25 protein-coding genes and 1 tRNA gene are annotated in these 22,341 nt (G+C 63.5%); 12 read left to right on the forward strand and 14 right to left on the reverse strand.

What is annotated here, in order from left to right:
* Positions 1 to 9: 9 nt before the first annotated feature.
* Genes mch through glmS form a run of 4 tightly spaced genes read right to left on the reverse strand, consistent with a single transcriptional unit; the run spans position 10 to position 4,262 of the window.
* A complete protein-coding gene (gene mch, locus CV102_RS21110) occupies positions 10 to 1,092 on the reverse strand; it encodes a 2-methylfumaryl-CoA hydratase (protein WP_148860004.1) in 1,083 nt (360 codons plus the stop codon).
* On the reverse strand, positions 1,085 to 2,362 hold the full coding sequence (locus CV102_RS21115) for a methylaspartate ammonia-lyase (RefSeq protein WP_148860005.1): 1,278 nt from the start codon (positions 2,360 to 2,362) through the stop codon (positions 1,085 to 1,087). Before CV102_RS21115 ends, mch begins: the two co-directional genes overlap by 8 nt.
* Complete coding sequence (locus CV102_RS21120) at positions 2,362 to 3,795, reverse strand: methylaspartate mutase subunit E (protein WP_148860006.1); 1,434 nt, start codon at positions 3,793 to 3,795, stop codon at positions 2,362 to 2,364. The genes CV102_RS21115 and CV102_RS21120 overlap by 1 nt, the downstream gene beginning before the upstream one ends.
* Positions 3,796 to 3,806: 11 nt before the next feature.
* Positions 3,807 to 4,262, reverse strand: a complete 456-nt coding sequence (gene glmS / locus CV102_RS21125) for a methylaspartate mutase subunit S (protein WP_148860007.1) — start codon at positions 4,260 to 4,262, stop codon at positions 3,807 to 3,809.
* A gap of 137 nt (positions 4,263 to 4,399) precedes the next feature.
* On the opposite strand from glmS, the gene mct reads away from it, so the two are divergent.
* The 8 genes from mct (at position 4,400) to CV102_RS21165 (ending at position 11,348) form a co-directional block, all read left to right on the forward strand.
* Positions 4,400 to 5,578, forward strand: coding sequence for a succinyl-CoA:mesaconate CoA-transferase (gene mct, locus CV102_RS21130; RefSeq protein ID WP_148860008.1), 1,179 nt, complete (start codon positions 4,400 to 4,402; stop codon positions 5,576 to 5,578).
* A 332-nt stretch (positions 5,579 to 5,910) separates the two neighbouring features.
* Positions 5,911 to 6,231: a DUF5785 family protein gene (locus CV102_RS21135; RefSeq protein WP_148860009.1), complete on the forward strand. Its 321-nt coding sequence runs from the start codon at positions 5,911 to 5,913 to the stop codon at positions 6,229 to 6,231.
* A gap of 63 nt (positions 6,232 to 6,294) precedes the next feature.
* Positions 6,295 to 7,056, forward strand: a complete 762-nt coding sequence (locus CV102_RS21140; RefSeq protein WP_148860010.1) for a GTP cyclohydrolase III — start codon at positions 6,295 to 6,297, stop codon at positions 7,054 to 7,056.
* Positions 7,057 to 7,144: 88 nt separating this feature from the next.
* Positions 7,145 to 7,750, forward strand: coding sequence for a CBS domain-containing protein (locus CV102_RS21145; RefSeq protein WP_148860011.1), 606 nt, complete (start codon positions 7,145 to 7,147; stop codon positions 7,748 to 7,750).
* A gap of 137 nt (positions 7,751 to 7,887) precedes the next feature.
* A complete protein-coding gene (locus tag CV102_RS21150; RefSeq protein WP_148860012.1) occupies positions 7,888 to 8,400 on the forward strand; it encodes a GNAT family N-acetyltransferase in 513 nt (170 codons plus the stop codon).
* A 12-nt stretch (positions 8,401 to 8,412) separates the two neighbouring features.
* Positions 8,413 to 8,486 (forward strand) — tRNA-Thr (locus tag CV102_RS21155).
* An 875-nt stretch (positions 8,487 to 9,361) separates the two neighbouring features.
* Complete coding sequence (locus tag CV102_RS21160; RefSeq protein ID WP_233710769.1) at positions 9,362 to 10,714, forward strand: hypothetical protein; 1,353 nt, start codon at positions 9,362 to 9,364, stop codon at positions 10,712 to 10,714.
* A 340-nt stretch (positions 10,715 to 11,054) separates the two neighbouring features.
* Entirely contained in the window at positions 11,055 to 11,348 is a 294-nt protein-coding gene (locus CV102_RS21165) for a HalOD1 output domain-containing protein (protein WP_148860013.1), read from the forward strand.
* 487 nt (positions 11,349 to 11,835) lie between these two features.
* On the opposite strand, the gene CV102_RS21170 is transcribed toward CV102_RS21165, so the two are convergent.
* Entirely contained in the window at positions 11,836 to 12,588 is a 753-nt protein-coding gene (locus CV102_RS21170; RefSeq protein WP_148860014.1) for a ribonuclease H-like domain-containing protein, read from the reverse strand.
* A gap of 122 nt (positions 12,589 to 12,710) precedes the next feature.
* Here CV102_RS21170 and CV102_RS21175 point away from each other — a divergent pair, with 122 nt between their 5' ends.
* On the forward strand, positions 12,711 to 13,508 hold the full coding sequence (locus CV102_RS21175; protein WP_148860015.1) for a DUF7547 family protein: 798 nt from the start codon (positions 12,711 to 12,713) through the stop codon (positions 13,506 to 13,508).
* On the opposite strand, the gene CV102_RS21180 is transcribed toward CV102_RS21175, so the two are convergent.
* Both CV102_RS21180 and CV102_RS21185 read right to left on the reverse strand, forming a co-directional pair.
* Positions 13,487 to 13,864: a nucleic acid-binding protein gene (locus tag CV102_RS21180; RefSeq protein ID WP_148860016.1), complete on the reverse strand. Its 378-nt coding sequence runs from the start codon at positions 13,862 to 13,864 to the stop codon at positions 13,487 to 13,489. The genes CV102_RS21175 and CV102_RS21180 overlap by 22 nt on opposite strands.
* Complete coding sequence (locus CV102_RS21185; protein ID WP_148860017.1) at positions 13,861 to 15,018, reverse strand: thiolase family protein; 1,158 nt, start codon at positions 15,016 to 15,018, stop codon at positions 13,861 to 13,863. Before CV102_RS21185 ends, CV102_RS21180 begins: the two co-directional genes overlap by 4 nt.
* A 198-nt stretch (positions 15,019 to 15,216) precedes the next feature.
* On the opposite strand from CV102_RS21185, the gene CV102_RS21190 reads away from it, so the two are divergent.
* Positions 15,217 to 15,429, forward strand: a complete 213-nt coding sequence (locus CV102_RS21190; protein WP_148860018.1) for a hypothetical protein — start codon at positions 15,217 to 15,219, stop codon at positions 15,427 to 15,429.
* Positions 15,430 to 15,459: 30 nt separating this feature from the next.
* On the opposite strand, the gene hflX is transcribed toward CV102_RS21190, so the two are convergent.
* Complete coding sequence (gene hflX / locus CV102_RS21195) at positions 15,460 to 16,761, reverse strand: GTPase HflX (protein ID WP_148860019.1); 1,302 nt, start codon at positions 16,759 to 16,761, stop codon at positions 15,460 to 15,462.
* A gap of 287 nt (positions 16,762 to 17,048) precedes the next feature.
* Between hflX and CV102_RS21200 the strand changes: the two genes are divergently transcribed.
* Positions 17,049 to 17,363, forward strand: coding sequence for an FUN14 domain-containing protein (locus CV102_RS21200; protein ID WP_148860020.1), 315 nt, complete (start codon positions 17,049 to 17,051; stop codon positions 17,361 to 17,363).
* Between the two features lie 15 nt (positions 17,364 to 17,378).
* Here the strand turns inward: CV102_RS21200 and CV102_RS21205 are convergent, their stop codons facing one another.
* From CV102_RS21205 to tbsP, 6 genes are all read right to left on the reverse strand, one after another.
* A complete protein-coding gene (locus tag CV102_RS21205) occupies positions 17,379 to 18,104 on the reverse strand; it encodes a ribosome assembly factor SBDS (RefSeq protein ID WP_148860021.1) in 726 nt (241 codons plus the stop codon).
* Between the two features lie 167 nt (positions 18,105 to 18,271).
* Positions 18,272 to 19,027: an archaeal proteasome endopeptidase complex subunit alpha gene (psmA, locus tag CV102_RS21210; protein WP_148860022.1), complete on the reverse strand. Its 756-nt coding sequence runs from the start codon at positions 19,025 to 19,027 to the stop codon at positions 18,272 to 18,274.
* Between the two features lie 4 nt (positions 19,028 to 19,031).
* Positions 19,032 to 19,517, reverse strand: a complete 486-nt coding sequence (locus tag CV102_RS21215; RefSeq protein ID WP_148860023.1) for an Rpp14/Pop5 family protein — start codon at positions 19,515 to 19,517, stop codon at positions 19,032 to 19,034.
* Positions 19,514 to 20,158 carry a class I SAM-dependent methyltransferase gene (locus CV102_RS21220; RefSeq protein WP_148860024.1) on the reverse strand — a complete coding sequence of 215 codons (645 nt, stop codon included), beginning with the start codon at positions 20,156 to 20,158 and terminating at the stop codon, positions 19,514 to 19,516. Before CV102_RS21220 ends, CV102_RS21215 begins: the two co-directional genes overlap by 4 nt.
* Positions 20,142 to 20,846, reverse strand: coding sequence for an RNase P subunit p30 family protein (locus tag CV102_RS21225; protein ID WP_148860025.1), 705 nt, complete (start codon positions 20,844 to 20,846; stop codon positions 20,142 to 20,144). Before CV102_RS21225 ends, CV102_RS21220 begins: the two co-directional genes overlap by 17 nt.
* Positions 20,847 to 21,129: 283 nt before the next feature.
* Positions 21,130 to 21,948, reverse strand: coding sequence for a transcriptional regulator TbsP (gene tbsP / locus CV102_RS21230; protein WP_148860026.1), 819 nt, complete (start codon positions 21,946 to 21,948; stop codon positions 21,130 to 21,132).
* A 254-nt stretch (positions 21,949 to 22,202) separates the two neighbouring features.
* On the opposite strand from tbsP, the gene CV102_RS27080 reads away from it, so the two are divergent.
* A complete protein-coding gene (locus tag CV102_RS27080; protein ID WP_267903138.1) occupies positions 22,203 to 22,325 on the forward strand; it encodes a hypothetical protein in 123 nt (40 codons plus the stop codon).
* The last annotated feature ends 16 nt before the right edge of the window (positions 22,326 to 22,341 follow it).

A 22,341-nucleotide genomic window follows, 5' to 3' on the forward strand; every position in this document is an offset into this window, starting at 1 on the left:
GTAGACGATTCAGCTCGGGCGCTTTTGGATCTCCGCGATCCGGGTGCCGGAGTACACCGGCTCGTCGTCCTGGTTGAACGCGATGTGCTCGAAGCGGACGGTACCGGCCTCCTCGCGGCCAGTGTTTTCAGCTTCGAGCACGCGCGTGAACGCGTAGACGGTATCTCCGGGGGTGACGAACGTGTGGAACTGCTCGTCGTCGAAGCCCACCTCGCGGTAGGTGCGCTCGTCGGATCGCGCGTGGCCGAGCGCCGTCGATCGGGTGACGTCGCCGTAGGTGACGATATCGCCGGACGGGGAGTCGGCCATGACGTCGGCGTTGTGGTGCTGTTTGGCCGTGTTGAGCGTCGACAGCGGCAGCCCGGCGACGGTCAGGTCGCCCTGGGTTCGGCCGCGCTCGTGCCGATACGCGACCGCTGCGTCCCGGTCGTCCGCCCGCTCGAGCGCAGCGAGGAAGTCTTCGAAGTAGCCGCCGTCGGGTGTGACGAACTCGTCCGGAAGGGAAGGCCCGTTCTCGGGTTCCTCGGCGGCAGCCGCGCCGCCTCCGTCCGTCGCAACGGGCTCCCGCCGCGGAATCATGTTCGTCCGCTCGTAGGAGCACACCACCTCGTCAGTCTCGGCATCCCTTCCCCGGGTTCGCCAGGTGACGATGCCGTACTCGGGGCGGGAACTCGAGGTCGCCGTACTGACGACCTCGCTCTCGACGTGCAGTTCGGTGCCGGCGTAGACGGGCGCGCCGGGGAACCGAACGTCGGTGCGGCCGAGGAAGTAGCCGCCTTTCTCGCTCAGCTCCTCGACGGTGATACCGAGCGTTGCGGCGGTGAGGTAGTCCGGGTGAATCGGTGGTTCGTCGAACCCCCGCTCGCGCGCGGCGTCGGTCCGCCAGTAGGCCGGATCGTGGTTGAGCGTCTGGCTCATCCACGCCTCGTTGCCCCACCGCGTGAGCGTCAGGCCTGGATCGTGCTCGATGAGGTCCCCCTCCTCGAACGCCTCGAAGTAGTTGCCCTTCTCGCGGGTGTCGGCCCGCTCGAGCGCCCGTGCAAACGTGTCGGAGTCGGTCCAGTCGATCGATTTGGGTTCGTCCTCAGTCATCCGCAGTCACCTCGTCGGTGTTCGCGAGTCGCTGTGCTCGCTCGCGTCGAGCAACGGTTCGCCGCATCTCGTTTTCGACGATCATGTACCCCTCGTCGAAGCCCATCCCGGGCTTTGCGAGCACCTGCGCGGCGTCGGTCGCGAGCGCGACGTGTGCGCAGGCGCGTGCCGAGGTTTCCGTCTCGTTGCAGGTCCCCCCGAGGTACGCGCGGGTGTCGGTTCCCCGGCAGTAGCGGACAGCCTGTCCGCTGCGGTGGATGCCCCCGAGATCGGGGGTCTTGATCTGAACGACGTCGGCCGCGCCGGCGTCAACGAACGCCCGGACGTCCTCGAAGGTGTTACACCACTCGTCGGCAACGATATCGACGCCGACGGAGCCATCCCGGAGCCCGTCGCGCAGTTCGACCATCGCTTCGATCTGATCCGCGCGGTCGCCGACGTCCATCGGGCCTTCGATCTGGATCGGATACGGCGCTGCGGCCTCCTCGAGCGCGGCGAAGTAGTCGATCACTTCGTCGCGGTCGTACGGGGCACCGAAAATCTCCCCGATCATTCCGTAGACGTCGATGTGGAATCTGGGGTCGTAGCCCTCAGGACCGAGTTCCAGGGAGCGGTCGGCGAGCCAGTCGACGTACTCGAGCAGGGCCTCGCCGTCCGGACCGATCTTCTCGACGCTGTTGATCAGCGCGTGCGGGAGAACCGGGACGCCCTTGATGAACATCTTCTCGGCGTTCGCGTAGCGGGCGTCACCGGACTGCCCGAAGACGGGAACCGGCTCGTTCGCCGGCTCCGTGTCGAGTTCGTCGGCCAGAACGTCGGTCTTCGTCCTCCCTTCGGCTCGTGCGGCCGCGTCGAGTAGCGCCTGCGAGACGCCGTACCGAATCGCCGTATGCAGTCGGCTCCCGTCGACCTCGAGTTCCTCGAGCAGTTCGGCGTTTGCGAGGAAGTCCCTCGCGTCACGACCGACCAGTTCCTCGGCGACACTCCCCTCGATCACCGGGGCGTAGGCCTCGGCCCGGAACAGCGGGTCGCGCCCGCCGGCGCCGGAGTACTGGACCGCGGCACAGTCGCCGCGGTGGACGCTGCCGTCTGCGAGTTCGACGTCGACGATGAGCGTCTCACCGGCCTGGCGGATCTCGTCGAAGCCGTCGGTGACGGGATCGCCGTCGTAGGTGAACCCGTCCTGGGTCGCGCCCTGCTTGATCGCGCGCTGGTCGTCGAAGAAGAACCCCGAGTAGCCGGGCGTCGCGTGGATCGCTTCGATCTGCATCAGGCATCACCCTGCGGGCGGCCGATGAGTTTGCCGTCGCTGATCGCGTCGACGTCGTCCGCGACCATGCGAAACGACTGGTCGCGGCCTTCGGTGTCGGCGCGCTGTGAGAGCCGGGCTCTGTGGATCTCCTTGATTTCGTCGTCCATCTCGAGGTCCGCCCACTCGAAGATCCGCACGCGGCCGTCGTCGTCGCGGGCCGGCAACACGGCGCCGCGCGCGCTGTCGCTGGGGGCGAAGGGGACGTCGAGCGCCCCCGAGTCGAAGGCTTCGAGCGTTCCGCGGACGATGTCGCCGTCGCCGTGCTCGAAGATCGAGTCCATGAGACACCGGGTCTCGCGCTCGATCAGGTCCTGTTCCTCCGCGATACCGTCGATATCGATCTTCTGCTCGATCGCCATGTCGATGACCTGCCGTGTCGTCCGCAGGCCGGCCGAGTTCGCCTCCTTGGTCGGAACCCCCTGGAACTCCTGTGGGGACTTGGTGATGACCTTGTCGGGTTTGGCGATCGCAGCGGTCATCCCGCCGAGTCCGATGACGCCGTTGGCGCGGGCCTCGTCCGGTGGGAAGCCGCCCATCCACTCGTGGAAAACTGTCGTCACGCACACCTCGTCGGGGAGGTACTCGTCGCCGAGTTTCTGGAGGGCGTTCAGCGCGGCGACGTCCTGGACGACGTTGCCGACCTGACCGTAGCCGAGGGTGATCGAGCGCACACCCTGCGTCGCGGCGAGTTGCCCCTCGACGATCATGATCGCGATCGCGATCGAAGGCGGCACCAGCGTGCCGGTCAGCGGGCCGAACGGCTCGCGGTTGATTCGCACGCCGCGTTCGGTGTAGGCGCCCGCCAGTCGGTCGACGAACTGCCACTTCTCGATCGTCTCCTCGAGACCGTGGCGCTTGGTGTAGGGGATGTTGTAGGAGATCGGCCCGCCCTCGAAGCTCTGGAAGCCGCCGGCGAACGTGATGGCCGCCAGCAACCGGGCGTCGGGCGTGCCGTGGCGAACCTCGATCGGGGCGTCGATGGCCTCGATCAGCTCGCGACAGCCCTCGATTCCGTGGTTCACGGCGGGGAAGCCGTTGAGGGTGTCGTCGCCCGTCTTGCGGGCCTTCTCGAGTCCCTCCTCGGCTTTCCCGTACTCGTTGTCGCGCGTGTACGAGTCGATCGTCGTCGGCAGGAGATCCGCTTTCCCCTCCTCGTGGAGGTACTCGAGCAACTCGATCTGGTCGTCGAGTCGCGGAACGCCGGCGCGCGGTTGCAGGAGGGGCTTGTCCGCGGACTCGAGTACGTCCGCGAACTGCTTGCGCGCCGGCAGTGATTCGTGGTAGGCGATAGCCTCCTCGAAGTCGACAGCCCCACCGGTGGTCCAGCCGGACCGAATCTCTTCGTCGATACGCCGTAGCTCTTCGGATGGTATGCGTTCGTCTCGTATCATCGAGATGGTAGCTATGAGGTAACGGTAACCTGCTCCGACTCGGTGGTCGTGATGTTGAGGTCGCGCTCGAGGGCAGCGATCGCCTCCTCGGGGTCGGTCTCCGAGTCGAAGACGCGGTCGAAGCCGAGTTCCTCGAAGGTCGCACGCGTCTGATCGAAGTCGTCCTGCCCGACGGCGAGATTACCGCCGATGTAGGTGAGCGCGTCGACGTTGGCCTCCTCGAGGACCTCGTGGAACCCCTGGCAGTCCTGCTCGGCGTGGCCGTAGAGCGAGGAGACGAGTACAGCCTCCGCAGAGTGTTCTACTGCGGCGTCGGCGAACTCCTTCTGGGAGGACTGGACGCCGAGGTTGACGACGTCGAAGCCAGCTGCACTGAGAGCCTGCTCTAAGATTGTGATCCCAACGACGTGAGCGTCTGAGCCGATCACGCCGAGGACGACTGTTCGGGACATCGTGTTCACAACCATGAGGAATTGCCGTATAAAGTTAATGGTCGATCATGATAATACTCCTTAAACACCCTTACAGGCCCCCTTTGGCACACAACCACACCTTCATGATCTATTGCAAAGGTTTTTGCGCCTGTCCGCAGACAGTCGGCTCCATGGGTGCACTCTCGAATCTGCGAGTGATCGACCTGACGCAGGTTCTCGCCGGCCCGTACTGTACGATGTTGCTCGCGGATATGGGCGCGGACGTCGTGAAGATCGAACGCCCCGGCGGTGACCTGATTCGATCGAACCCGCCGTTCGTGGACGACGCCGAGGAGGAGGCGTACGGCGGCTACTTCCAGAGCGTCAACCGCGGCAAGCGAAGTCTCGAACTCGACTTCAACGACGACGAGGACCGCGAGGATTTCCTCTCGCTCGTCGAGGAGGCCGACATCGTCGTCGAGAACTACCGTTCGGGCACGATGGAGAAGTACGATCTGGGATACGAGACGCTCAAAGAGCGCAACCCACAGCTGATCTACTCCTCGATCCGTGGCTTCGGCGACCCGCGTACGGGCGAGACCCACCGACAGGGCCAGCCGTCGTTCGACCTCATCGCGCAGGCGCTGGGCGGCGTGATGGAGATCACCGGACAGGCCGAGGGCCCGCCGACGAAGGTCGGCCCCGGGATCGGCGACCTGTTCACGGCGACGCTGAACTGTATCGGTATCCTCGCCGCCGTCAACCACCGCGAACAGACCGGCGAGGGACAGTACGTCGACACCGCGATGTACGACGCGATGCTCAGCATGACCGAACGCGCCATCTACCAGCACTCCTACACCGGCGATCCCCCCTCGCGCCGCGGGAACTCCCACCCGACGCTGTTCCCCTACGACGCCTTCGAGACCCGGGACGGGTACGCCGTCGTCGCCGCCTTCGGGACCAACCACTGGAACGAGGTCTGTGCAGCGATGGACCGGGAGGATCTCGCCGACGACTACCCGACCGCCGCCGACCGCCTCGAGCACCGCGAAGCGCTCCGCGAGGAGATCGCCGCCTGGGCGGCCGACCTCGAGACCGAGGAACTCGTCGAGACGCTCGAAGGGCGCGTTCCCGTCGCGCCGGTCCAGAACACGGACGATATCTTCGACGACCCGCACGTCAAGGACCGGGAGATGCTCGTGCCGGTCGAACAGCCCGGTTCGAACGAGACGGTCGAGATCGCCGGCTCACCGATCAAGATGACCGAGACGCCGCCGGAGCCACACGGCCGAGCACCGCTGCTCGACGAGCACCGAGAGGAGATCCTCGGATCCGAAACGGACGTCGAGACGGCGGCTGACGACTGAGTCGGCGGTCACGACTTCCGACGCGATCGAATCGAGTTTTGCGGACCGCGATCCGATACAGGAGAGCACCAGCCATCGTAGTGATCCGGTGGAGTTCGGTCGGTGCGCCCTCGTCTGTGGGATCGCAGAGATACGGCTGGACAGGCGACACCGCGAAGGAATCGACGGCAGCGACGGCAGCGACGGGAGAGACGTGACGTTACGGACGGAATCGACGAGGGGTACGACGGTACAGGAGGATCGACGGGAGGGTCGCAGTTCGAACTGACGAGCGTCGACGTCGTCGCTGGGAAGGAGTAATCCTTTTGCGCCCCCCACACACACCTCGGAGTATGGACTGGCCACACGACCCGGACGGCGAGGAGGGAAGCGAGGGCAAACGGAAGTACGATATGGCGATCATCGCCAAGAAGGTCGACGAGGACGAGGACTTCCCCCTCGAGCGCGACGAACTCGTCGCGGAGTACGGCGACGACCCGATCCGGATCAACTACGAGCGAGTGGTCCCGCTGCGCGAGATCTTCGAGTACGTCGAACCCGAGGAGTTCGAGACGATGGTCGACATGCACAAGGCCGTCGGCGCGGCGATGCGTGCCGGTGACTTCTGGGAGTATCACCCGCAGGGCGCAGATCCCGAGAAGAAACGCGCTTGAGGCGCCATCACGGATCTGGATTACGTATCACTTATACGACGGCGTTCGAAACCTTCGATCACCGTGACTAATACGCAGGTTACGCTCTGTCAGATCGACAACTACGGGCCGTGGACGGTAACGCCCGAGCCACGACGGGAAGCCGACCTCCAGACGCTCCAATCACGGCTGTACGCCGACATCTCTCAGTTCGTCGGCAACCGCGACGGCTACGTCTTCTTCACTCGCTTCGACAACATGATCGCCGTCACGAACGGGCTCACCTTCGAGGACCACGCCCTCCTCCAGGAATCAGTCGGCAACCGCTACCCTGTCACGCTCAGTCTCGGCGTTGCAACCGGGAAGACGCCCGTCCAGGCGCTTTCGGACGCGACCACACTGGTCCAGGACGCCGGCAGCGCCCAGGACAAGAACCGCCGCGAGTGTCTCGAGGGTCGCGTCATCGACGACGAGCATCGAACCGACGACGACGTCCAGATCGCCCACTTCGACGTCATCGACGCGACCGGGGAGTACACCGACGAACTCAACGCGTTCGATACGTTCATCGAGATCGAACAGGGGTATGCCTCGCTCATGCGCTACATGCGCGAGGCCCACGACAGCCTCGCCTTCTTCGTCGGCGGCGACAACGTCATCGTCGTCTGTCCGGACCTCGGGGAAGGAGAGTACGAGGATGCGATCTACCACGTCCAGGAGGACGTCGACGTGGAACTTCAGGTCGGCGTCGGTCGGGGTAAATCGCCCCACGACGCAGGTATCGCTGCAAAACACGCGCTGGAAGACTGTCGCGCCGACGGGACGAGGGTCGAACTCGGCTGGTAATTGGTCCCACGAACCGCTGATATTCGCTACGTGTTCACTTAACGGTGCCGGAGGTAGTTTTTAGCCCGTCCGTGGGCTTTGTTCACATATGGAATCGGAACTGTCAGTCAGGGACGTCCTGACGACCGAATACGTCGGTGTCAGCGAGTCTGACTCCGTCCTGGGTGCCGTTCGACTGATGCGCGAGGAGCGAGCGGGCTGTGTGCTCATCGTCCGCGGGTCGGAGCCGGTCGGAATCATGACCGAGTGGGACGTGCTCGGACTCGTCGCCGACGAGGGCGATCCCGCCGAGACGGCCGTCGAGGAGATCATGACGAGTCCCGTCATCTCGATCGGAGCCGACTGGTCGCTCGCCGACGCCGCGACGACGATGGGCCGGCAGAATATCCGCAATCTGGTCGTCGAGAATGACGACGAGGTCGTCGGCGTGCTTACGCAGCGGGACGTCATCGCCGCCGCAGGTTCCTTCCAGGGCACGACGTCCCCGGCGGGTGGCTCGAACGACTCCCTGCTCGAATCCGCGCGGCCGATCGACGACACGGCTCGCTCCAACGAGGACGTCGACACCCAACTGCTTCCGAACGGTGGCGACGAGTTCTCGACTCAGGGCGTCTGCGAGGCGTGTGGCTCGCTCGCGGACTCGCTGTGGGACGCCAACGGGCAACTGGTCTGTTCGGACTGTCGATCGGTCTGATCGTGCGTCGCTCGCCTTCGATAGCAAGGACTTTCGGCCGCTGTGGCCGATCGGTGGACGATTAGCGCCGGATTTGACGACCGCGGGAACGACGGGTCGCGAGACACCAGCGACAGTTCCGGACATCGGTCCCGCACATGACCGCGGACGCACAGCCGGTTATCGAACCGGCGACGCAAGACGACGTCGAGCGGATCACGGAGCTGTGGGTCCGGTTGGCTCGCGACCAGCGCGACCACGATTCGTTCGTTCACGCCGACGCCAACCGTGAGACGATGCGAGAGACGCTCGCAGCACACGTACACACCGACGGGCTGCTCGTCGCACGCGACAACGACACCGTCGTCGGATTTACGTCGTTCTCCCTCGAACGCGGCACGCTGTCACTGGACGCGACGCGGGGAGTCCTCTCGAACATCTACGTCGAACCCGCGTCCCGCGGCCGCGGCGTCGGAACGGCGCTGCTCGAGGCTGCCGAGAAAGCGCTTCGCGAACAGGGCGCGGAGACCGTGATCCTCGAGGTGATGGCGGACAACGAGGCGGCGAGACGGTTCTACGAACAGCGGGAGTACGAGACGTACCGGGTCGCGATGAAGCGGTCGCTCGAGAACCCATCTGAAAACGATACACATTCAAAGGAGGACGGCTAACCAACGGACTGCGCCAGGGGAGCATGGGCGGTTCATGCACTCGACTTGTAATCGAGACTTCGTGGGTTCAAATCCCACCCCTGGCTTGCTGTCGCTCACGAGTGTGTTCGCGACAGCAAGTGCGACTGGGATTTGAATCAGAGAGCAGGTTCGCTGCGATCATGGTTCAAATCCAACTCCTGTTCTGCCTACGACGCGACCGAAACGTAAATCGGTGCGGCTTCGCTCCGGTCGGAATCGAACTTCCGCCGGCGGATGATGCGTTCTCGGCCGAAATACGAAGCAGCCGGACCAGCCGGTGAAACGTCTGACTCTCGCGGGCCAGTTTATCCTCGACTGTTCGACTGACGAATCCGATCCCTCAACGTGTATGACGTAATATTTTCCAGACTGGTTCGATAATTTATGCCGCCTCGGTGAGTATCTCGCTGAATCCGTCTTGGAGGGCGTTTCATCCGCCACTAATCCGATACCATTCGAACAATGGTCATGCTTAGTTCTGCAACCGAATTCGAGAACGGATTCAGCTCCTGCAACACTCTGTTCAAACTCTGAAACAGTGCGGAGAGTGTCCCCATCCGAGCTAATTCAGGCGAATCTAGACTAGCTGGAGAGAAAACGGTTCTATTCACGGACCCGTCAACTGCAGGCACCTTATATACAATTTAATAAATCACAATACCAGTTCGTTCAGATGCGGCACAGACGACCGCTATCCGTCCAGAAACAGTTGAGGAGCGGCCGTTCGCGAACTGAGATACATTCCCCTCAGATTACTTCGAGTATATGTATTAGTTACCCGTTTCTACGGAGGGACGTGACGTCGAACGACTCACGAAATTGGCTGACAGGTAGACGATCGTATCTGAAGGGGTGTCTCGCTGGGATCGGGACAGCACTTTCGGTCACTGGTGTCGCGGCTGCAAGCGGACAAGAGGAGCGATACAGCACTGTCGTCGACATGGTCGACGCCGGTGCGGATCCGGAGGGGAACGAATCGGTTTCCTCTGTTGTCCAGGAACACATCGGTGACGACACGCTTCTCAAATTCCCTGAGGGGGAGTACTACATGGACTCGCAGGTCCGACTTACCAACTTCGAGAACGTTGGTATTGTCGGTGACAACGCGACGCTCGTACCTGCGAACTATGACGAGTTCGATGGACCCCAGTACCGACTGTTCCGACTGGGGACCAGCAACAGACCCGGCCGCGACCTCCAGTTCGGCGGGTTCACCGTCGATCAGACCGCGTCGAACACGGGTATCCGCGTCATCAGTGCCGAGGTTGAAGACGGACTCAGCGTCAGAAACGTCTATATCCACGGCGTGCACGATAGCGGAACCTGGGGTCCCGGACTGTTCAATATAACCGATCCAGACGGGTCCGGCCACGTCTACTGCTTCCGCGCGTTCGATGGCGGCATCCACATCGACGAGACGCCGAACGACGGACGCTGGCGCGGAGCGACCGGGATCATTCTCAACGAGAACCACCGCGGACAGCTCACCTTCGAGAGCTGTGTCCTCGGTGGATTCCCGGACAACGGACTGTACGCGTCGGGAAGTAACGGTGAAATCGACGTCGAGGGAGGGTGGTACGAAAACAGCGGTACGGCGTCGATCCGCCTCAGCGGGGCTCGAGGCTCGATTAAGGAGGCCATCGCCGTCGTCGACGAGAATCCCGAGTGGGTGAACGGACAGCACGCGATCCGACTCGACCGTGGCGACCGGTACGAGATCGAGAACGTGACCGTCGACGCGCCGAATCCGAACGGCGAGGCCGTCAGAATCATGCGCAACGTCGACGCGACCGAGATCACGAACACCCGGATTTCCGTCGGCGAGGGCAACAGTTCGGCGGTCCGGATCGACTCCGGAACGGGCGCGGTCGACGTCGAAAACTCGGAGGTCGAGATCGACGGCGACGCCTACGCGTTCCGCATTCTCGGCGAGGATGACGGAACGGTCGAACTTCGAGACGTGGACATTACCGGCGACGCGGATGGTTCGCCGATCCGCCACGCAATCTACTGCGAGCGCAACGGCTGCCGGTTCCATGGGATCTCCGTCGACCAGCCGGGTGGTAACAACCGGGCCGCCCTCGAACTCTTCGGCGACGATTACGTCATCGCCGACAGCGAGTTCGAGACGACCCACGTTCCGATCACAGTCAACGGGTCGGACAACGTCCGAGTCGAGAACAACTACAGTCGATCGTACGAAGGACGCCACTCCTTCCAGATCACCGACGACTCCGGCTCCGTCTCCTTCGAGAACAACGACTTCCCCGGTGGCGTACGGGACTTCCGGTAACGGCGTCAAGCGGCGAACTGGAACCAGTTCGTCGAAACCGGCCGTACACCGGATCAACGTCGGCTGCTGGTGAGTAGCTGAACTCAGCAGCGGTTGCTACTGACGAAAGCCATCGTGTTCGAGGGGTACCGTTTTAGCGTCGATAATTCCCGGCCCGCTCGTTCTGGAGAACATTCCCACTCGAGTCGGTTCGGGAAAAACGATTTTTGTAATCACAACAACGATGGCCGGGGAAAGTACTTCTCCATAGCGCATAGTTGTACCTTAGTGGGCGATTCTGTTCAACGGGGCCGTGCTGAGGACAGAGGATTTATATACACCGACAGAAAGATTCCGGTCAATGCTACTCTCAGTCGATCGTTCGGACACGGCTACTACGAACTCGCTAAGTTACGAGGTGATCACCGCTGTCGCTGAACGAGAGGGTGTCGAACCGACCGAGATCGAGCCACCAGAGTACGACGCACTCTACGAAGTCGTCAACCCGGAGGCCCTCGATTCCTTGTTTGCACCACGCGAGAACGGCGCCCACCGAGCGACCGGATACGTCGAATTCGACTACTGTGGCTACCACATCGTTGTTACTAGCGATGGCGGGATCGAGATTACCGATCGCGAACAGCAGCACGACTAGGTTTGCAATCGCTGCCGATCTGTCGGATCTACTTCGCCCAATCCGAACCTGGTGAGCACCGGCCATAGTAGCCACTGAAAGTCGGTGTACACCTAATCGCACGACGGGAGCGCGGTTCGGAACGAGCGCGGTTCGGAACGAGCGCGGTTCGGAACGAACGCGGTTCGGAACGAACGAAGTGAGTGAGAACCGCGGAACGCGAACGGGGAGGGACGACCCGTGAGCGAAGTGAGTGAGAACCGCGGAACGCGAACGGGGAGCGAACGCGACCCGTGAGCACGAAGTGAGTGAGAACCGCGGAACGCGAACGGGGAGCGAACGCGACCCGTGAGCACGAAGTGAGTGAGAACCGCGGAACGCGAACGGGGAGCGAACGCGACCCGTGAGCACGAAGTGAGTGAGAACCGCGGAACGCGAACGGTGTGGAAACCGTTTCAGTCGGTACTATATTTCGAGCGGACGTCCATCGGTTCCGAGCCGCTCGCAGTTACTCGCCCTGACACGCTGTCTCGAACACCGACTCGTGGAGGCGATCTGCGACGATCTCCAGCAGCGGTTCCATGTTCTTCGTGTCCGCACGGTTGTACTCGACGAGCGTCTCGAGCGCGCTGTCGTCCCCGCGCTCGTACTCGTTCCAGAGTCGAACGGCGTCACGGCCGCTGAGATCGGGCATGTCGCGGCCGATGCCGAGGTCCTGTTCGATCGCCTTCAGTCCGCCGTCGAGGCCGACCTTCTTGCACGGATACATGAGATCGACGTGGGGTACCGTGACGTCCAGATCGTAACACGTCTCGAGAAACGGCACGTCGAAGCGCTGTCCGTTGAACGTGACGAGCAGCGAGGACTGCTCGAGTTCCGACGCCAGCCGCCGGGCGGTCAGGTCGCGACCGTTGACGAACGTTTTCGTCTCGCCGTCGCGGTGCAGGCTGACCGTCGTTACGTCGTTGCACGACGCGTCGAGGCCGGTCGTCTCGATGTCCAGAAAGCAGGTCTCCTCGCGAACGTTCTCGTAGAGGCGCCATCGGCTCGCGGCCGGCAGCGCGTCGGCGAAGACGGAGACGTCGCCGCGCTCGAGGTGGTCCCATCCCTCCTCGATGAACGTCTCGATTCGGTCGGCGACCGTCTCGCCGACGACGCTGCCGTCGAACTCCTCCCAGTGGGTGATTCCGTTCTCCCAGAGCCGGCGTTCGGTGACTTCCCCGACGCCCCGGACGGGAATGAAACTGTTCTCGATTCGCACACCCGTGTAGGGGATCCAGCGGGGCAAAAGCGCTTGGTTCCGTGCCAGCAGATCGGGTGAGATGCTCGAAACGGGAGCCGTGCGATCACCCGGCTTTTCATCCCGGCAGCCGTAGAGCAGGTATGGCCGAGCCCGACGACGACCTCGCCGACGCCATCCGGGAGCTCACGCGAACGATCGACGAGCTTCGAACCGAACTCGAGGACTCGCGAAGCCGGACGCCGCGCCGACCGCTAGCGCCTCGTCCGCCGACTCCTCGCGAACTCCTTCGCCTGGCCGACGAGGTCGCGATCCCGACGCTGCTCGCGGCCCTCGAGTCGAGCGTCCGAACGCTCGAGGCCGTCCAGCGCGGCCTCGAGATCGTGCGGACGGAACGGGAGGTCCGCGAGCAGGTCGACGAGACGACCGATCGGACGAGGACGCGCGCGAGTGACCTTCGCCGGACGACCCTCTCGCAACTGGACACCGTGCTGGCCGAACTCCAGCGGGCGGCATCCGACGGATCGCTGCCTGCGGACGAGGACGCGCGTGATCTCCTGACGGAGGCGCGCGAACTCCGTGACGAGGTCGACAGTCGGCTACAGCGCGCCGTGGGCGACGTGGAGGACCGGAATCCGGAGACGGGAACGGGGGGACCGATTCAGATCGATATCGAACAGCCCGACGACGCGGATTCCGACGACGACGACGCCGAGGAGCCCACAGACGAGCGCGATCCGGGCGTCGACGTCGATGCAGAACTCGAGACGCTCAAAGATCGGTACACCTCGGACGAACAGCCGGACGAACGCGACGAGGATGGCAGCGACGCGAAGGATGTGGCAGACGCTAAAGACGCGGCGGACGCTGGAGACACAGAAGACACTGAAGACGCGGCGGACGAAGACGAGAACGGCGATCAGACCGGCTCGAACCGGTAGCCGCCCCAGTCCTGACTCTCGGGTTCCCTGATCCCGGCGCCGGGTTCACGAAGCTCCTCGGCGTAGACCGGCCGAACGTCGTCACCCGTTTCGACGTCGCCGGTGGTGAGCTGAACGAGCGCTCGGACCGACTCCTCGCCGTCGTCGACGGCGTCGCCGATGTCGAACTCGACGATCGCGAGATGGTTCGGTTCGCGAACGCCGGGCGGGGTTGCCATGCTGGTCGTCCAGGTGACGACCTCCGCGGTATGCTCGCTCAGATCGATCGTCTCGACCGGCTCCGCGCCGTTTCGGCTGCGCGGATGTCCGGGGTAGCTGATCGTGCCGTCGTCGTAGCGGGTCGCTTCCATCGTCATTGTGCTGCCTCCATGATCGTGGTGATAACGCAGTTCCCGAAGCCGCCGACGTTACAGCAGAGACCGACGTCGGCCTCGACCTGTCTCTGGCCGGCCTCGCCGACGAGCTGTTCGTAGATTTCGACGCCCTGTGCGACGCCGCTGGCTCCGAGCGGGTGACCCTTCGACTTGAGGCCACCGGAGGTGTTGATCGGCAGTTCGCCGGAGTCTCGCTCCGTGTACCCCTCCTCGACCAGTTTCCAGGCCTCGCCCTGCTCGGCGAAGCCGAGCCCCTCCATCTGGAGGAACTCGAGGATCGTGAACATGTCGTGGAGCTCTGCCACGTCGATATCCTCGGGGTCGCGGCCGCTCATCTCGTAAGCACCCTTGCCGCTCTCGACGACACCGCCCATGACGGTCGGATCCTCCCGCTCGTGGACGACGTGCGTGTCGGTCGCACCATCGATCCCCGAAATCACGACGTAGTCGTCGGCGTACTCCTCCGCGACCGATTCGGGACAGAGCATGAGGGCTGCCGAGCCGTCGGTGATCGGACAGAAGTCGTACAGCCGTAGCGGATCCGCGACGATCGGTGACTCGAGTACCGTCTCGAGGTCGACCTCCTTCTGGAACTGCGCGTGTGGATTGTCGACGCCGTTCCTGTGATTCTTGACGGCCACCTTCGCGAGGCTCTCGCGGGGCGCGTCGAAGCGCTCGAGGTAGTGACGCGCGGTCATCCCCGCGAACGAGGGAAGCGTGACACCCGTCTTGTACTCGGCCGGGTGGGTGATCGACGCGATGACGTCGGTCGACTCGCCGGTCGTCCGGTGGGTCATCTTCTCGCCGCCGACGAGCAGCGTCATCTCACTGGCGCCGCTCGCGACCGACTGCCAGGCCGCGTAGATGCCCGCGCCGCCGCTGGAACTCGTCTGGTCGATCCGTTGGGTGTACGCGGGTATCGCACCGATGTCGTGTGCCAACCCGTTCATCACCCCGGTCTGTCCCTCAAACTCGCCGCTGGCCATGTTCGAGACGTACAGGTGCTCGACGTCGTCCGCGTCGACGCCGGCGTCCTCGAGACACTCGAGTCCGGCCTCCGCGAGGAGGTCCTGGATCCAGCCCTCGCGTTGCCCGAACTGGGTCATCGAGCAGCCGATGATTGCAACACGTTCCATATTCTACGGGACTCGAGTCAGCGATTTATATGGAGGGGGTCGCGGCAGTGTTCGAAAACTGGCGATAGCCTCGAAACGACCTCGGGGGGTACTGTTCTCAACGAATCGAAGGAATCGTTTCTCTCCAACACGATATCTATGAATAATTTGTGAATAGAAACGCTCATTAGGGGAATAGCCCGTTCGAACCGCTGAGGAATGGCGAATAGGGACGACGTAACTCGAGAGTTAGCGGAGTGCACCGAGTGCGGTTCCGTTTACGCAGCCAGGCGCTGGCCCAACGGCGACATTCAGACGATCGGCAGCGGCAGTTGCAGTTGCGGTTCGACCGATTTCGTCCTCATCGACGACGTCGAGGACGCCGAAAACATCGACAGTGAGGGATCCCCGAGCGGAGTCGGAACGGAGTGAGAACCCGGATGAAGTCGCGCCGACGGCGAACTACGCCGATTCCGCCGCGGCCGTCTGCAGTTCGCTCGCTCGAGATCGCGCCTGTGAGATCACCGCGGGTCGGGCCTCGAAGGCGACGAGGACGTCGTCGTCGCCGTAGGTGACGTCCTCGACGTGGGCGTTGTCGTGGAGCCAGGAGACGACGCTCATCGTGTCGTCGGTCATCGGGAGGACGAGTCGCTCCTCCTCCCAGTCGGGCAGTTCGCGGTCGACGCGCTCGAGCAGGCCGTCGACGTTCGTCCCGTCCCTGGCGCTGACGACGACGGGGTTCGGTGCGAGCGCCGAGAGCGCCTCGCGCTTTTCGGTGAGTTCCTCGTCGTCGACCTTGTCGACCTTGTTGAGAACCGTGACGATCGGCGCCTCGTTGCGCTCGTAGAGGGTGTCGTGACAGGTGACGAGCTTCTCGTGGATCTCGTCGACGGCCTCGCTGACGTCGACGACGAGCAGGACCAGGTCCGCCCGATAGACCGAATCGAGCGTCGACTTGAACGACTCGACCAGCCAGTGGGGGAGATCGCTGATGAAGCCGACGGTGTCGGTCACCAGCACGTCCCGCGGCTCGATATCCGCGCGGCGGGTCGTCGTCCCGAGCGTCGTGAATAGCTTGTCCTGTGATTCGGCGGTCGCGTCGAGGTCCGGGTGGAGGTCCTCGTTCTCCTCCACGTCGAGATCGGATGCGAGACGGCGCAGTAGCGTCGATTTGCCGGCGTTGGTGTAGCCCGCGAGCGCGACCAGATCGAAGCCCGAATCCCGCCGTCGCTCCCGGCGGTGTTCCTCGGTCTGCTCGATCTGCTCGAGTTCGTCCTTGATCCGGCTGATCTGGGACTTGATGTCCTGCTCGCGGCTCTCGTCGTACTCGCCGAGGCCCATGAACCCGGGGTGTTCTTCCCGTTTAGCGAGGCTCGTCTTGGCCTCCGCGCGGGGCAGTTCGTAGCGAAGTTCGGCAAGTTCGACCTGGAGCTGTGCCTTTCGGGTCTGGGCGCGCTGACCGAAGATCTCGAGGATCAGCGTGAACCGGTCGATGATTTCCACCCCTTCGGGCAGCAGCTGGCCGAGGTTGTACATCTGGTACGGACCGAGTCGGTTGTCGAAGATGACCGTCGTCGCTTCGGTCCGGTCGGCTATCTCGGCTAGCTCTTCGGCCTTCCCTTCGCCGAACTGGAGGGCTGGGTCCGCCGTTCGCGACTGCGTGAGTTCGCCGACGACGGTGTATCCCGCCGCCTGAGCGAGGTCTCGGATCTCGGTCGTATCTGCGATACCGGAGTCGACGCGTTTGGCAATGATCGCGTTCATGCGGGGGGTCCTGCGTGGATCGGGCGTGCGTGCGTACTCGAGACGGATCGCTCGTCGCCGGTACGTTCGAACGTCGTCGTGGCGCGGTCGCCGCTCGCGCAACGGCGCGCGTGCCCGGTCACGCTACTGATGCCGGCCGAACACCTCCGTTCGACTGCCGTAGTACATACGTCGGGCTACGCGTCGGACCGTCTTGAATCCCGTGCACGATACGGTGTCGCACGGCGAACGTCGAACGCGGATCGGAGCCACAACAGTCATTATCTGTGACGCGAATGCCTGCCGTGATGATCGACGTCGATCCGACGGCGCTCGGGCTCGAGTTCGGTGCTGGTGCGGTGATCGGTGGGCTCATCGGCTTCGCGACGAAGAAGATCGCAAAGCTGCTCGCAGTCATCGTCGGCGTACAGCTGATGCTCTTTCGGTACCTCGAGTCCCAGGAGATCGTCGTCGTCGACTGGAATCGCCTCTCTGCCGGTCTCGTCGGTGCACAGGAACACGCGGAGGGGGCGGAGATCCACTGGATCGAATCGGTCCTCTCGACGCTCTCGCTCGGCGCCGGCTTCACCAGCGGCTTCCTGGTCGGGTTTTACAGAGGATAGCTCGTCAGAACGGCGCTATCGGGTGTTGAGGTCGTCTTTATCCTTGATGAGTTCGGTTTCGGCCTCGCCGCTCGAGTGTTCGTTGACGGTGTCGTAGAAGTCGTTCTGGAGTCCCGCCGGGAACGTCAGCACGCCGATCCACGAGCCGTCGGCCTGCCACTCCTCGCGCTCGAGGTCTCCGAATCCGCGGATCTTCGCCTGAGCGCTGCCGGCGTGCTCCGCGGGGATCTGGACTGCCATCGTCACCTCCTCGAACCGGATCGGGATCACCGGGCGGAGCGCGTCCAGCGCGTCGTCGACCTGCTGCTGGACGGGTTCCATCGGATCGACCGTGAACCCGGCTTCCTCGAGCGCGTTGTCGATCCGCTCCGGGGGATGGGGCGCGTTGTCCATCTGCGGGTTGACGGCGTTGCGCGTGATCGTGTCGATCAGCTGTTTTCGCTTCTGTTCTTGCATCTCGCGGCGCTGTTCGGCCGTGATCTGGATCTCCCCCTCCTTGATCACCTCGGGGATGATTTCGAGGGGATCGGTCGTGTCGAAGACCTTCTCGAGGTCGTCTTCGGCCGGACGGTCGCCGCGGGCGGCGTTTTCGAACACGTCCTCGGCGGCGATGACCTCCTCGAGGTCGCCCTCGAACTCGCCGCGCTTGATCTCGAGTGCTGCGTCCGGGTCGACCAGCACTTCGAAGCGTGCCCCGTGTGACTCGAGTCGCGCAGTTACCGCCTCGTCGAGTGATATCATACCGGAGCATACCTCCGGCCGGTTAAAAGAGCTTTTCCTGCCGAGGCGCTGTCGACAGGGTGTCGCCGACGTCGTGATACGGTCTGCTGTAACGAGTTACTGGAGCGACCGCAGGACGGGTCGCGGTCGCCCCGGAACTGACGTACAGCAGCCCGTATGACGCTCGATTACTCGTCGGTCTCGGCTTCGCCGTCGTCGAGCAGGTCGTTCTCGTCGAGGTGACTCTCGATACGGTCGTAGTCGAACTGTTCGAAGCGCTCCGTCTCGACGTCGATCGTCGCGAGTCCGACTTCGTTCGGGAGCAAGGAGCCGTCGTTGACTGACGCGAGTGCGTCGAGCGCGAGCGAGATGCCGCCGTCGAGGTCGGCCTCGTCGTCGTAGTTCTCCTCCAGGTACTCCTGGAGTTCGCCGCGGTCGGAGCCGACGGCCAGGGCCTTCCACTCGTAGGGCGTTCCCGAGGGGTCGGTCTCGAACAGGCGTGCCTCGCCGTTCTCGACGCCGCCGACGATCAGCGCGACGCCGAACGGACGGGCGCCGCCGACCTGCGTGTACTGCTGGATGTGGTCGGTGACCTCCTTCGTCAGCGTCTCGACGCCGACCGGTTCGCCGTATCGCAGCTGGTTGACCTGCGCCTGACGGCGGGCGAAGTCGATCAGCTGACGAGCGTCGGCGACGTGGCCGGCGCTTGCGATACCGACGTGGCTGTCGGCCTTGTGAATCTTCTCGACGCTCGAGTCCTCGAGCAGCGGCGATGGTACTCGCTTGTCGACGGCGAGCACGACACCGTCACTCGTCCGAACACCGATGCTTGCTGTTCCTCGCTTGACCGCCTCGCGAGCGTACTCGACCTGGTAGAGTCGGCCGTCGGGCGAGAAGATCGTGATGCCTCGGTCGTACGCCTGCTGTTGTTGTTGTCCCTGCATAGTATCACGCTAAATTGTAATCGAGGTCTGTCGCACCCGCAAACGCATCATCGAGTCGCACGTCTGCAGACCCGTCGCGCACGACGGCGACTCGCTCCTCGTTCCCGAACACGACGTTTCTCTCTTCGAATTCTTGCCGCCGGCGTCCTAAATAGTTTTCTTCACCGGCACGGATCGTGCCACTGATACCGCAGATCCGAATTCCGACCGGAGAGCCATCTATCTCGTCGATACAGGCGATCGCCGCTCGAGCCGGCTCCGTCTCGCCGCGGTGGACTCTGACGATCGCCGACCCGACTCCCTCCTCGAACTCGAACCTGACGACCGTCAGATCGGCCGCGGCACTGCCCGGATCGCCGAGCAGATTCTGGCCTGCGTACCAGCACTCCCGCTGGAACGCTCGCCTGTCGATCGACGCATCGGGCCACCCCTCGAGTTCGATAGCAAGATATCGCCATCGGGGCTGGAGATGTTTCGGAAGGTGTTTCATTCGCGCGCCTGCGTCTCGGGCGTCTCCGCGTCTGCCATCGGTCCGCGTTCGGCGACCAGCACGCCGACCTGATCGTGGACGCGTTCGACGGCGGTTAGCGAGAACCCTGCGTTCGTGAAGGCGTCCGCGAGAGTACCGACGGTTGCAGGGTCGTCGACGTCCGGCGAGTAGAACGGCTCGCTGGGATCCGGCTCGCCGAAGAACATCACGTCCCCGAGGACGAACTTGCGGGGCTCGAGGTCGGCGATCACTTCGATCGCCTCGCGCTTTTGCTCGTCCGAGAGGTGGTGCATCGCGAAGTTCGAGGTCACGACGTCGACCGGTCCGTCGTACTCGGGCTCGCGGAAGGTTCCGTGACCGAACTCGACGTTTTCGATCCCTTCGTCCTCGGCTTTTGCGCTGGCCTCCTCCATCATCCCTTCGCTGATATCGCGGCCGACGACGCGGTCCGCGTCGGGAGCGAGCGCGAGTGCGATAGCACCGGTTCCGGTCCCCAGGTCGAGCACGACGTCGTCCTCGGCGGGTGCGGCGTGTTCGATCACCAGGTTCGCACAGGCGCGGTACTCCTCGGAGTTCGAGTCGTCGTACTCGTTGGCTTTCTCGTCGAAGCGGGCGGCGTGATCCTCAAGACTCTTCTTCATACCTGCCCCGTTCGACCCCCGGCTCAATGAACGACTCGGACTGGACGTGCCGATTGCGCTCGGCCAGTCGGCCCCACTCGGCGAGGCCGTCTTCGACGAACTCGCTCGAGAATCCGATTTCCTCGCCCAGCGCCTTCAGCTCCCGCGGCGCGCGGAGTTCGAGGTGTGACGTCGGATCCGCGCTCACGACGTGCGGCGCGTCGTAGTAGTCGACGATCTCGCCCAGTTTACGCAGCGACTGGATGGTCCGGACACGGCGACCGCCGCTCGTCCGGAGCACGCCGGAAAGGTCGAACTCGATTCGAACACCGTTCTCGACGGCGGCTTTCGCGAGGACGTGGTTGACGTCGCCGCTGCCGGCCATCGGCCCGGCGAGGACGTCGATCTTCGGCTGCTCGACGGCGAACCGGTTCAGGGCGTTCGAGCCCCCCTCGAGCGCGACGATCGTGTGCGACGGCCGGTAGTTCCCGACGGAGCCGCTGGCCTGCTCGGGATTGTCGGCTCGGATCTCGACGCCCTCGACGACGTCGATCCCGTACTCCGCAGAAATTTCGTCGGGCTCGTACTCCGCTCGCGCGCTCGAGTGATTGCGCACGACCACGCCCTCGTAGCCGTAGTCGGCCGCCGTTTTCGCGAGCCTGGCGACCGTGCTCTGTCCGTCGGGGTGGGCGTGGACGGCCTCGTACATACTCGAACCGACTCACGGCGGTAACTTGGGCGTTGCGCCACGAGATGGAGCGGGCCCCCACTGGCCGGGAGCGCGGTCGCCGATTTCGGCGAACGCGCGACCCGGGGGAGGGCAGGCTCTCAACCGGTATACCGGCCGCGAGCGAACCCGAAGGGTGAGCGAGCGGGCCGACGACTGATGTGAACGAACGACTGAAAGAGTGAGAGAACGGAAGGAGGAGTGCTTTTCATCAAAGTTTTGCCGAGGGCGCGGCTTCGCCGCGCCCGCAGAGCAAAAGTTTGGTTCAGTTGAGAATGCTCTGGGCGACGGTCGCGAGCTGGCCGTTGTCGGCCTCGTTGAGGCGCTCGTCGCCGATCTTCAGGCGCAGGCGCGGCCGACCGACGTCGATGGGGACCTTCTCGGTGTCGATCAGGCCCATATCCTCGAGTTTGGTCTTCGTCCGGCTGAAGGTCGCCTTCGAGGCGATGCCGACGTCTTCGCCCCACTTGCTGATGTCGTAGAGCAGCGCTTCGTTCTTCGCGGCCACGAGCAGCGAGATGGTGACTTCGTCGAGGCCGTCGCCGTCGCCGCGGGCGGTCTCGAGCGAGTTGAGGATCGCAGTGAAGTCCTCCTCGGCGTCGGGGCTGATCTCGTCGGAGAGCGTCTCGCGGACGTTCGTGATCGGCGGCGTCCGGAGGTTGAACGTCGGCGCGTCCTCCCAGCGGGCCGCATAGGCGTCGCGGGTGTCCTCGACGAAGCTCTCGTCGTCGGTGACGAGGCCGCCGACGCGGTCGCCGGCGTGGACGAGGGCCACGACGCGGTCCTCGGTGATCAGCAGCGAGTTCTCGGGGGTCTCCTCGAGGGTTCGAAGCGCGAGCGCGTCCTCGGTGATGAGGTCGGCGGCGTTCGAGGCGACGATGAAGTCGTCCATGACGTCCTTGAGCGTGCGCTCGTCGGCGAGCATGTGTACCGACGGGAGCGTCCCGTCGAACGACGTTGCAACGGAGACGAACTCTTCGATGGCATCCCAGGAGGGATTGACCATGTAGACGTCCCCGGACGCATCCTCGAGAACCGATTCGAGGATATCGTCAATTTGGTGATTGAGTAAATTCGAGGTCATGCCAGTACAGAAGTAAACGAGATACAATTACTTAATTTTGGTGGCCGTTCTACCGCCAGAACCCGTCAACGACGTCTGAACAGGAACTTTTGATCCGGAACGCGTTAGCGATCTGTCGCCACCGATAGCTATATAAATATATGATTTCGTACTGGTTAAAACTGTTTATTACCGCAGGGGATTTCCGCCTCGATCTGTATTTGTATCGAATATTACAATAAATATATAGTCCCCATCTGTTATTGTAAGGTTGTATGAGAGTCATTGACTATCGGCTCCGAACGGTGTGTGACTTCGTCAAACGTCAGTTGATGGATCGGCAGGCGAAACAGGGACTCATCCGCGCCGGCGGCATAAGCACCTATAGCGGCCCGTAACTCAGCCGTACTGCCT

It is taken from the genome of Natronococcus pandeyae (genome assembly GCF_008122205.1).
GTDB lineage: Archaea > Halobacteriota > Halobacteria > Halobacteriales > Natrialbaceae > Natronococcus > Natronococcus pandeyae.

Coding starts and splice junctions, on each gene's coding strand:
- mch (WP_148860004.1), bottom strand. CDS start 1,092: ATGACTGAGGACGAACCCAAATCGATCGACTGGACCGACTCCGACACG.
- CV102_RS27080 (WP_267903138.1), top strand. CDS start 22,203: ATGAGAGTCATTGACTATCGGCTCCGAACGGTGTGTGACTTCGTCAAA.
- hflX (WP_148860019.1), bottom strand. CDS start 16,761: ATGAACGCGATCATTGCCAAACGCGTCGACTCCGGTATCGCAGATACG.
- mct (WP_148860008.1), top strand. CDS start 4,400: ATGGGTGCACTCTCGAATCTGCGAGTGATCGACCTGACGCAGGTTCTC.
- CV102_RS21180 (WP_148860016.1), bottom strand. CDS start 13,864: ATGACGATGGAAGCGACCCGCTACGACGACGGCACGATCAGCTACCCC.
- CV102_RS21120 (WP_148860006.1), bottom strand. CDS start 3,795: ATGATACGAGACGAACGCATACCATCCGAAGAGCTACGGCGTATCGAC.
- CV102_RS21160 (WP_233710769.1), top strand. CDS start 9,362: ATGGTCGACGCCGGTGCGGATCCGGAGGGGAACGAATCGGTTTCCTCT.
- CV102_RS21145 (WP_148860011.1), top strand. CDS start 7,145: ATGGAATCGGAACTGTCAGTCAGGGACGTCCTGACGACCGAATACGTC.
- tbsP (WP_148860026.1), bottom strand. CDS start 21,948: ATGACCTCGAATTTACTCAATCACCAAATTGACGATATCCTCGAATCG.
- CV102_RS21220 (WP_148860024.1), bottom strand. CDS start 20,158: ATGAAGAAGAGTCTTGAGGATCACGCCGCCCGCTTCGACGAGAAAGCC.
- CV102_RS21185 (WP_148860017.1), bottom strand. CDS start 15,018: ATGGAACGTGTTGCAATCATCGGCTGCTCGATGACCCAGTTCGGGCAA.
- CV102_RS21135 (WP_148860009.1), top strand. CDS start 5,911: ATGGACTGGCCACACGACCCGGACGGCGAGGAGGGAAGCGAGGGCAAA.
- CV102_RS21205 (WP_148860021.1), bottom strand. CDS start 18,104: ATGATATCACTCGACGAGGCGGTAACTGCGCGACTCGAGTCACACGGG.
- CV102_RS21165 (WP_148860013.1), top strand. CDS start 11,055: ATGCTACTCTCAGTCGATCGTTCGGACACGGCTACTACGAACTCGCTA.
- CV102_RS21225 (WP_148860025.1), bottom strand. CDS start 20,846: ATGTACGAGGCCGTCCACGCCCACCCCGACGGACAGAGCACGGTCGCC.
- psmA (WP_148860022.1), bottom strand. CDS start 19,027: ATGCAGGGACAACAACAACAGCAGGCGTACGACCGAGGCATCACGATC.
- CV102_RS21190 (WP_148860018.1), top strand. CDS start 15,217: ATGGCGAATAGGGACGACGTAACTCGAGAGTTAGCGGAGTGCACCGAG.
- CV102_RS21115 (WP_148860005.1), bottom strand. CDS start 2,362: ATGCAGATCGAAGCGATCCACGCGACGCCCGGCTACTCGGGGTTCTTC.
- CV102_RS21150 (WP_148860012.1), top strand. CDS start 7,888: ATGACCGCGGACGCACAGCCGGTTATCGAACCGGCGACGCAAGACGAC.
- glmS (WP_148860007.1), bottom strand. CDS start 4,262: ATGGTTGTGAACACGATGTCCCGAACAGTCGTCCTCGGCGTGATCGGC.
- CV102_RS21175 (WP_148860015.1), top strand. CDS start 12,711: ATGGCCGAGCCCGACGACGACCTCGCCGACGCCATCCGGGAGCTCACG.
- CV102_RS21200 (WP_148860020.1), top strand. CDS start 17,049: ATGATCGACGTCGATCCGACGGCGCTCGGGCTCGAGTTCGGTGCTGGT.
- CV102_RS21215 (WP_148860023.1), bottom strand. CDS start 19,517: ATGAAACACCTTCCGAAACATCTCCAGCCCCGATGGCGATATCTTGCT.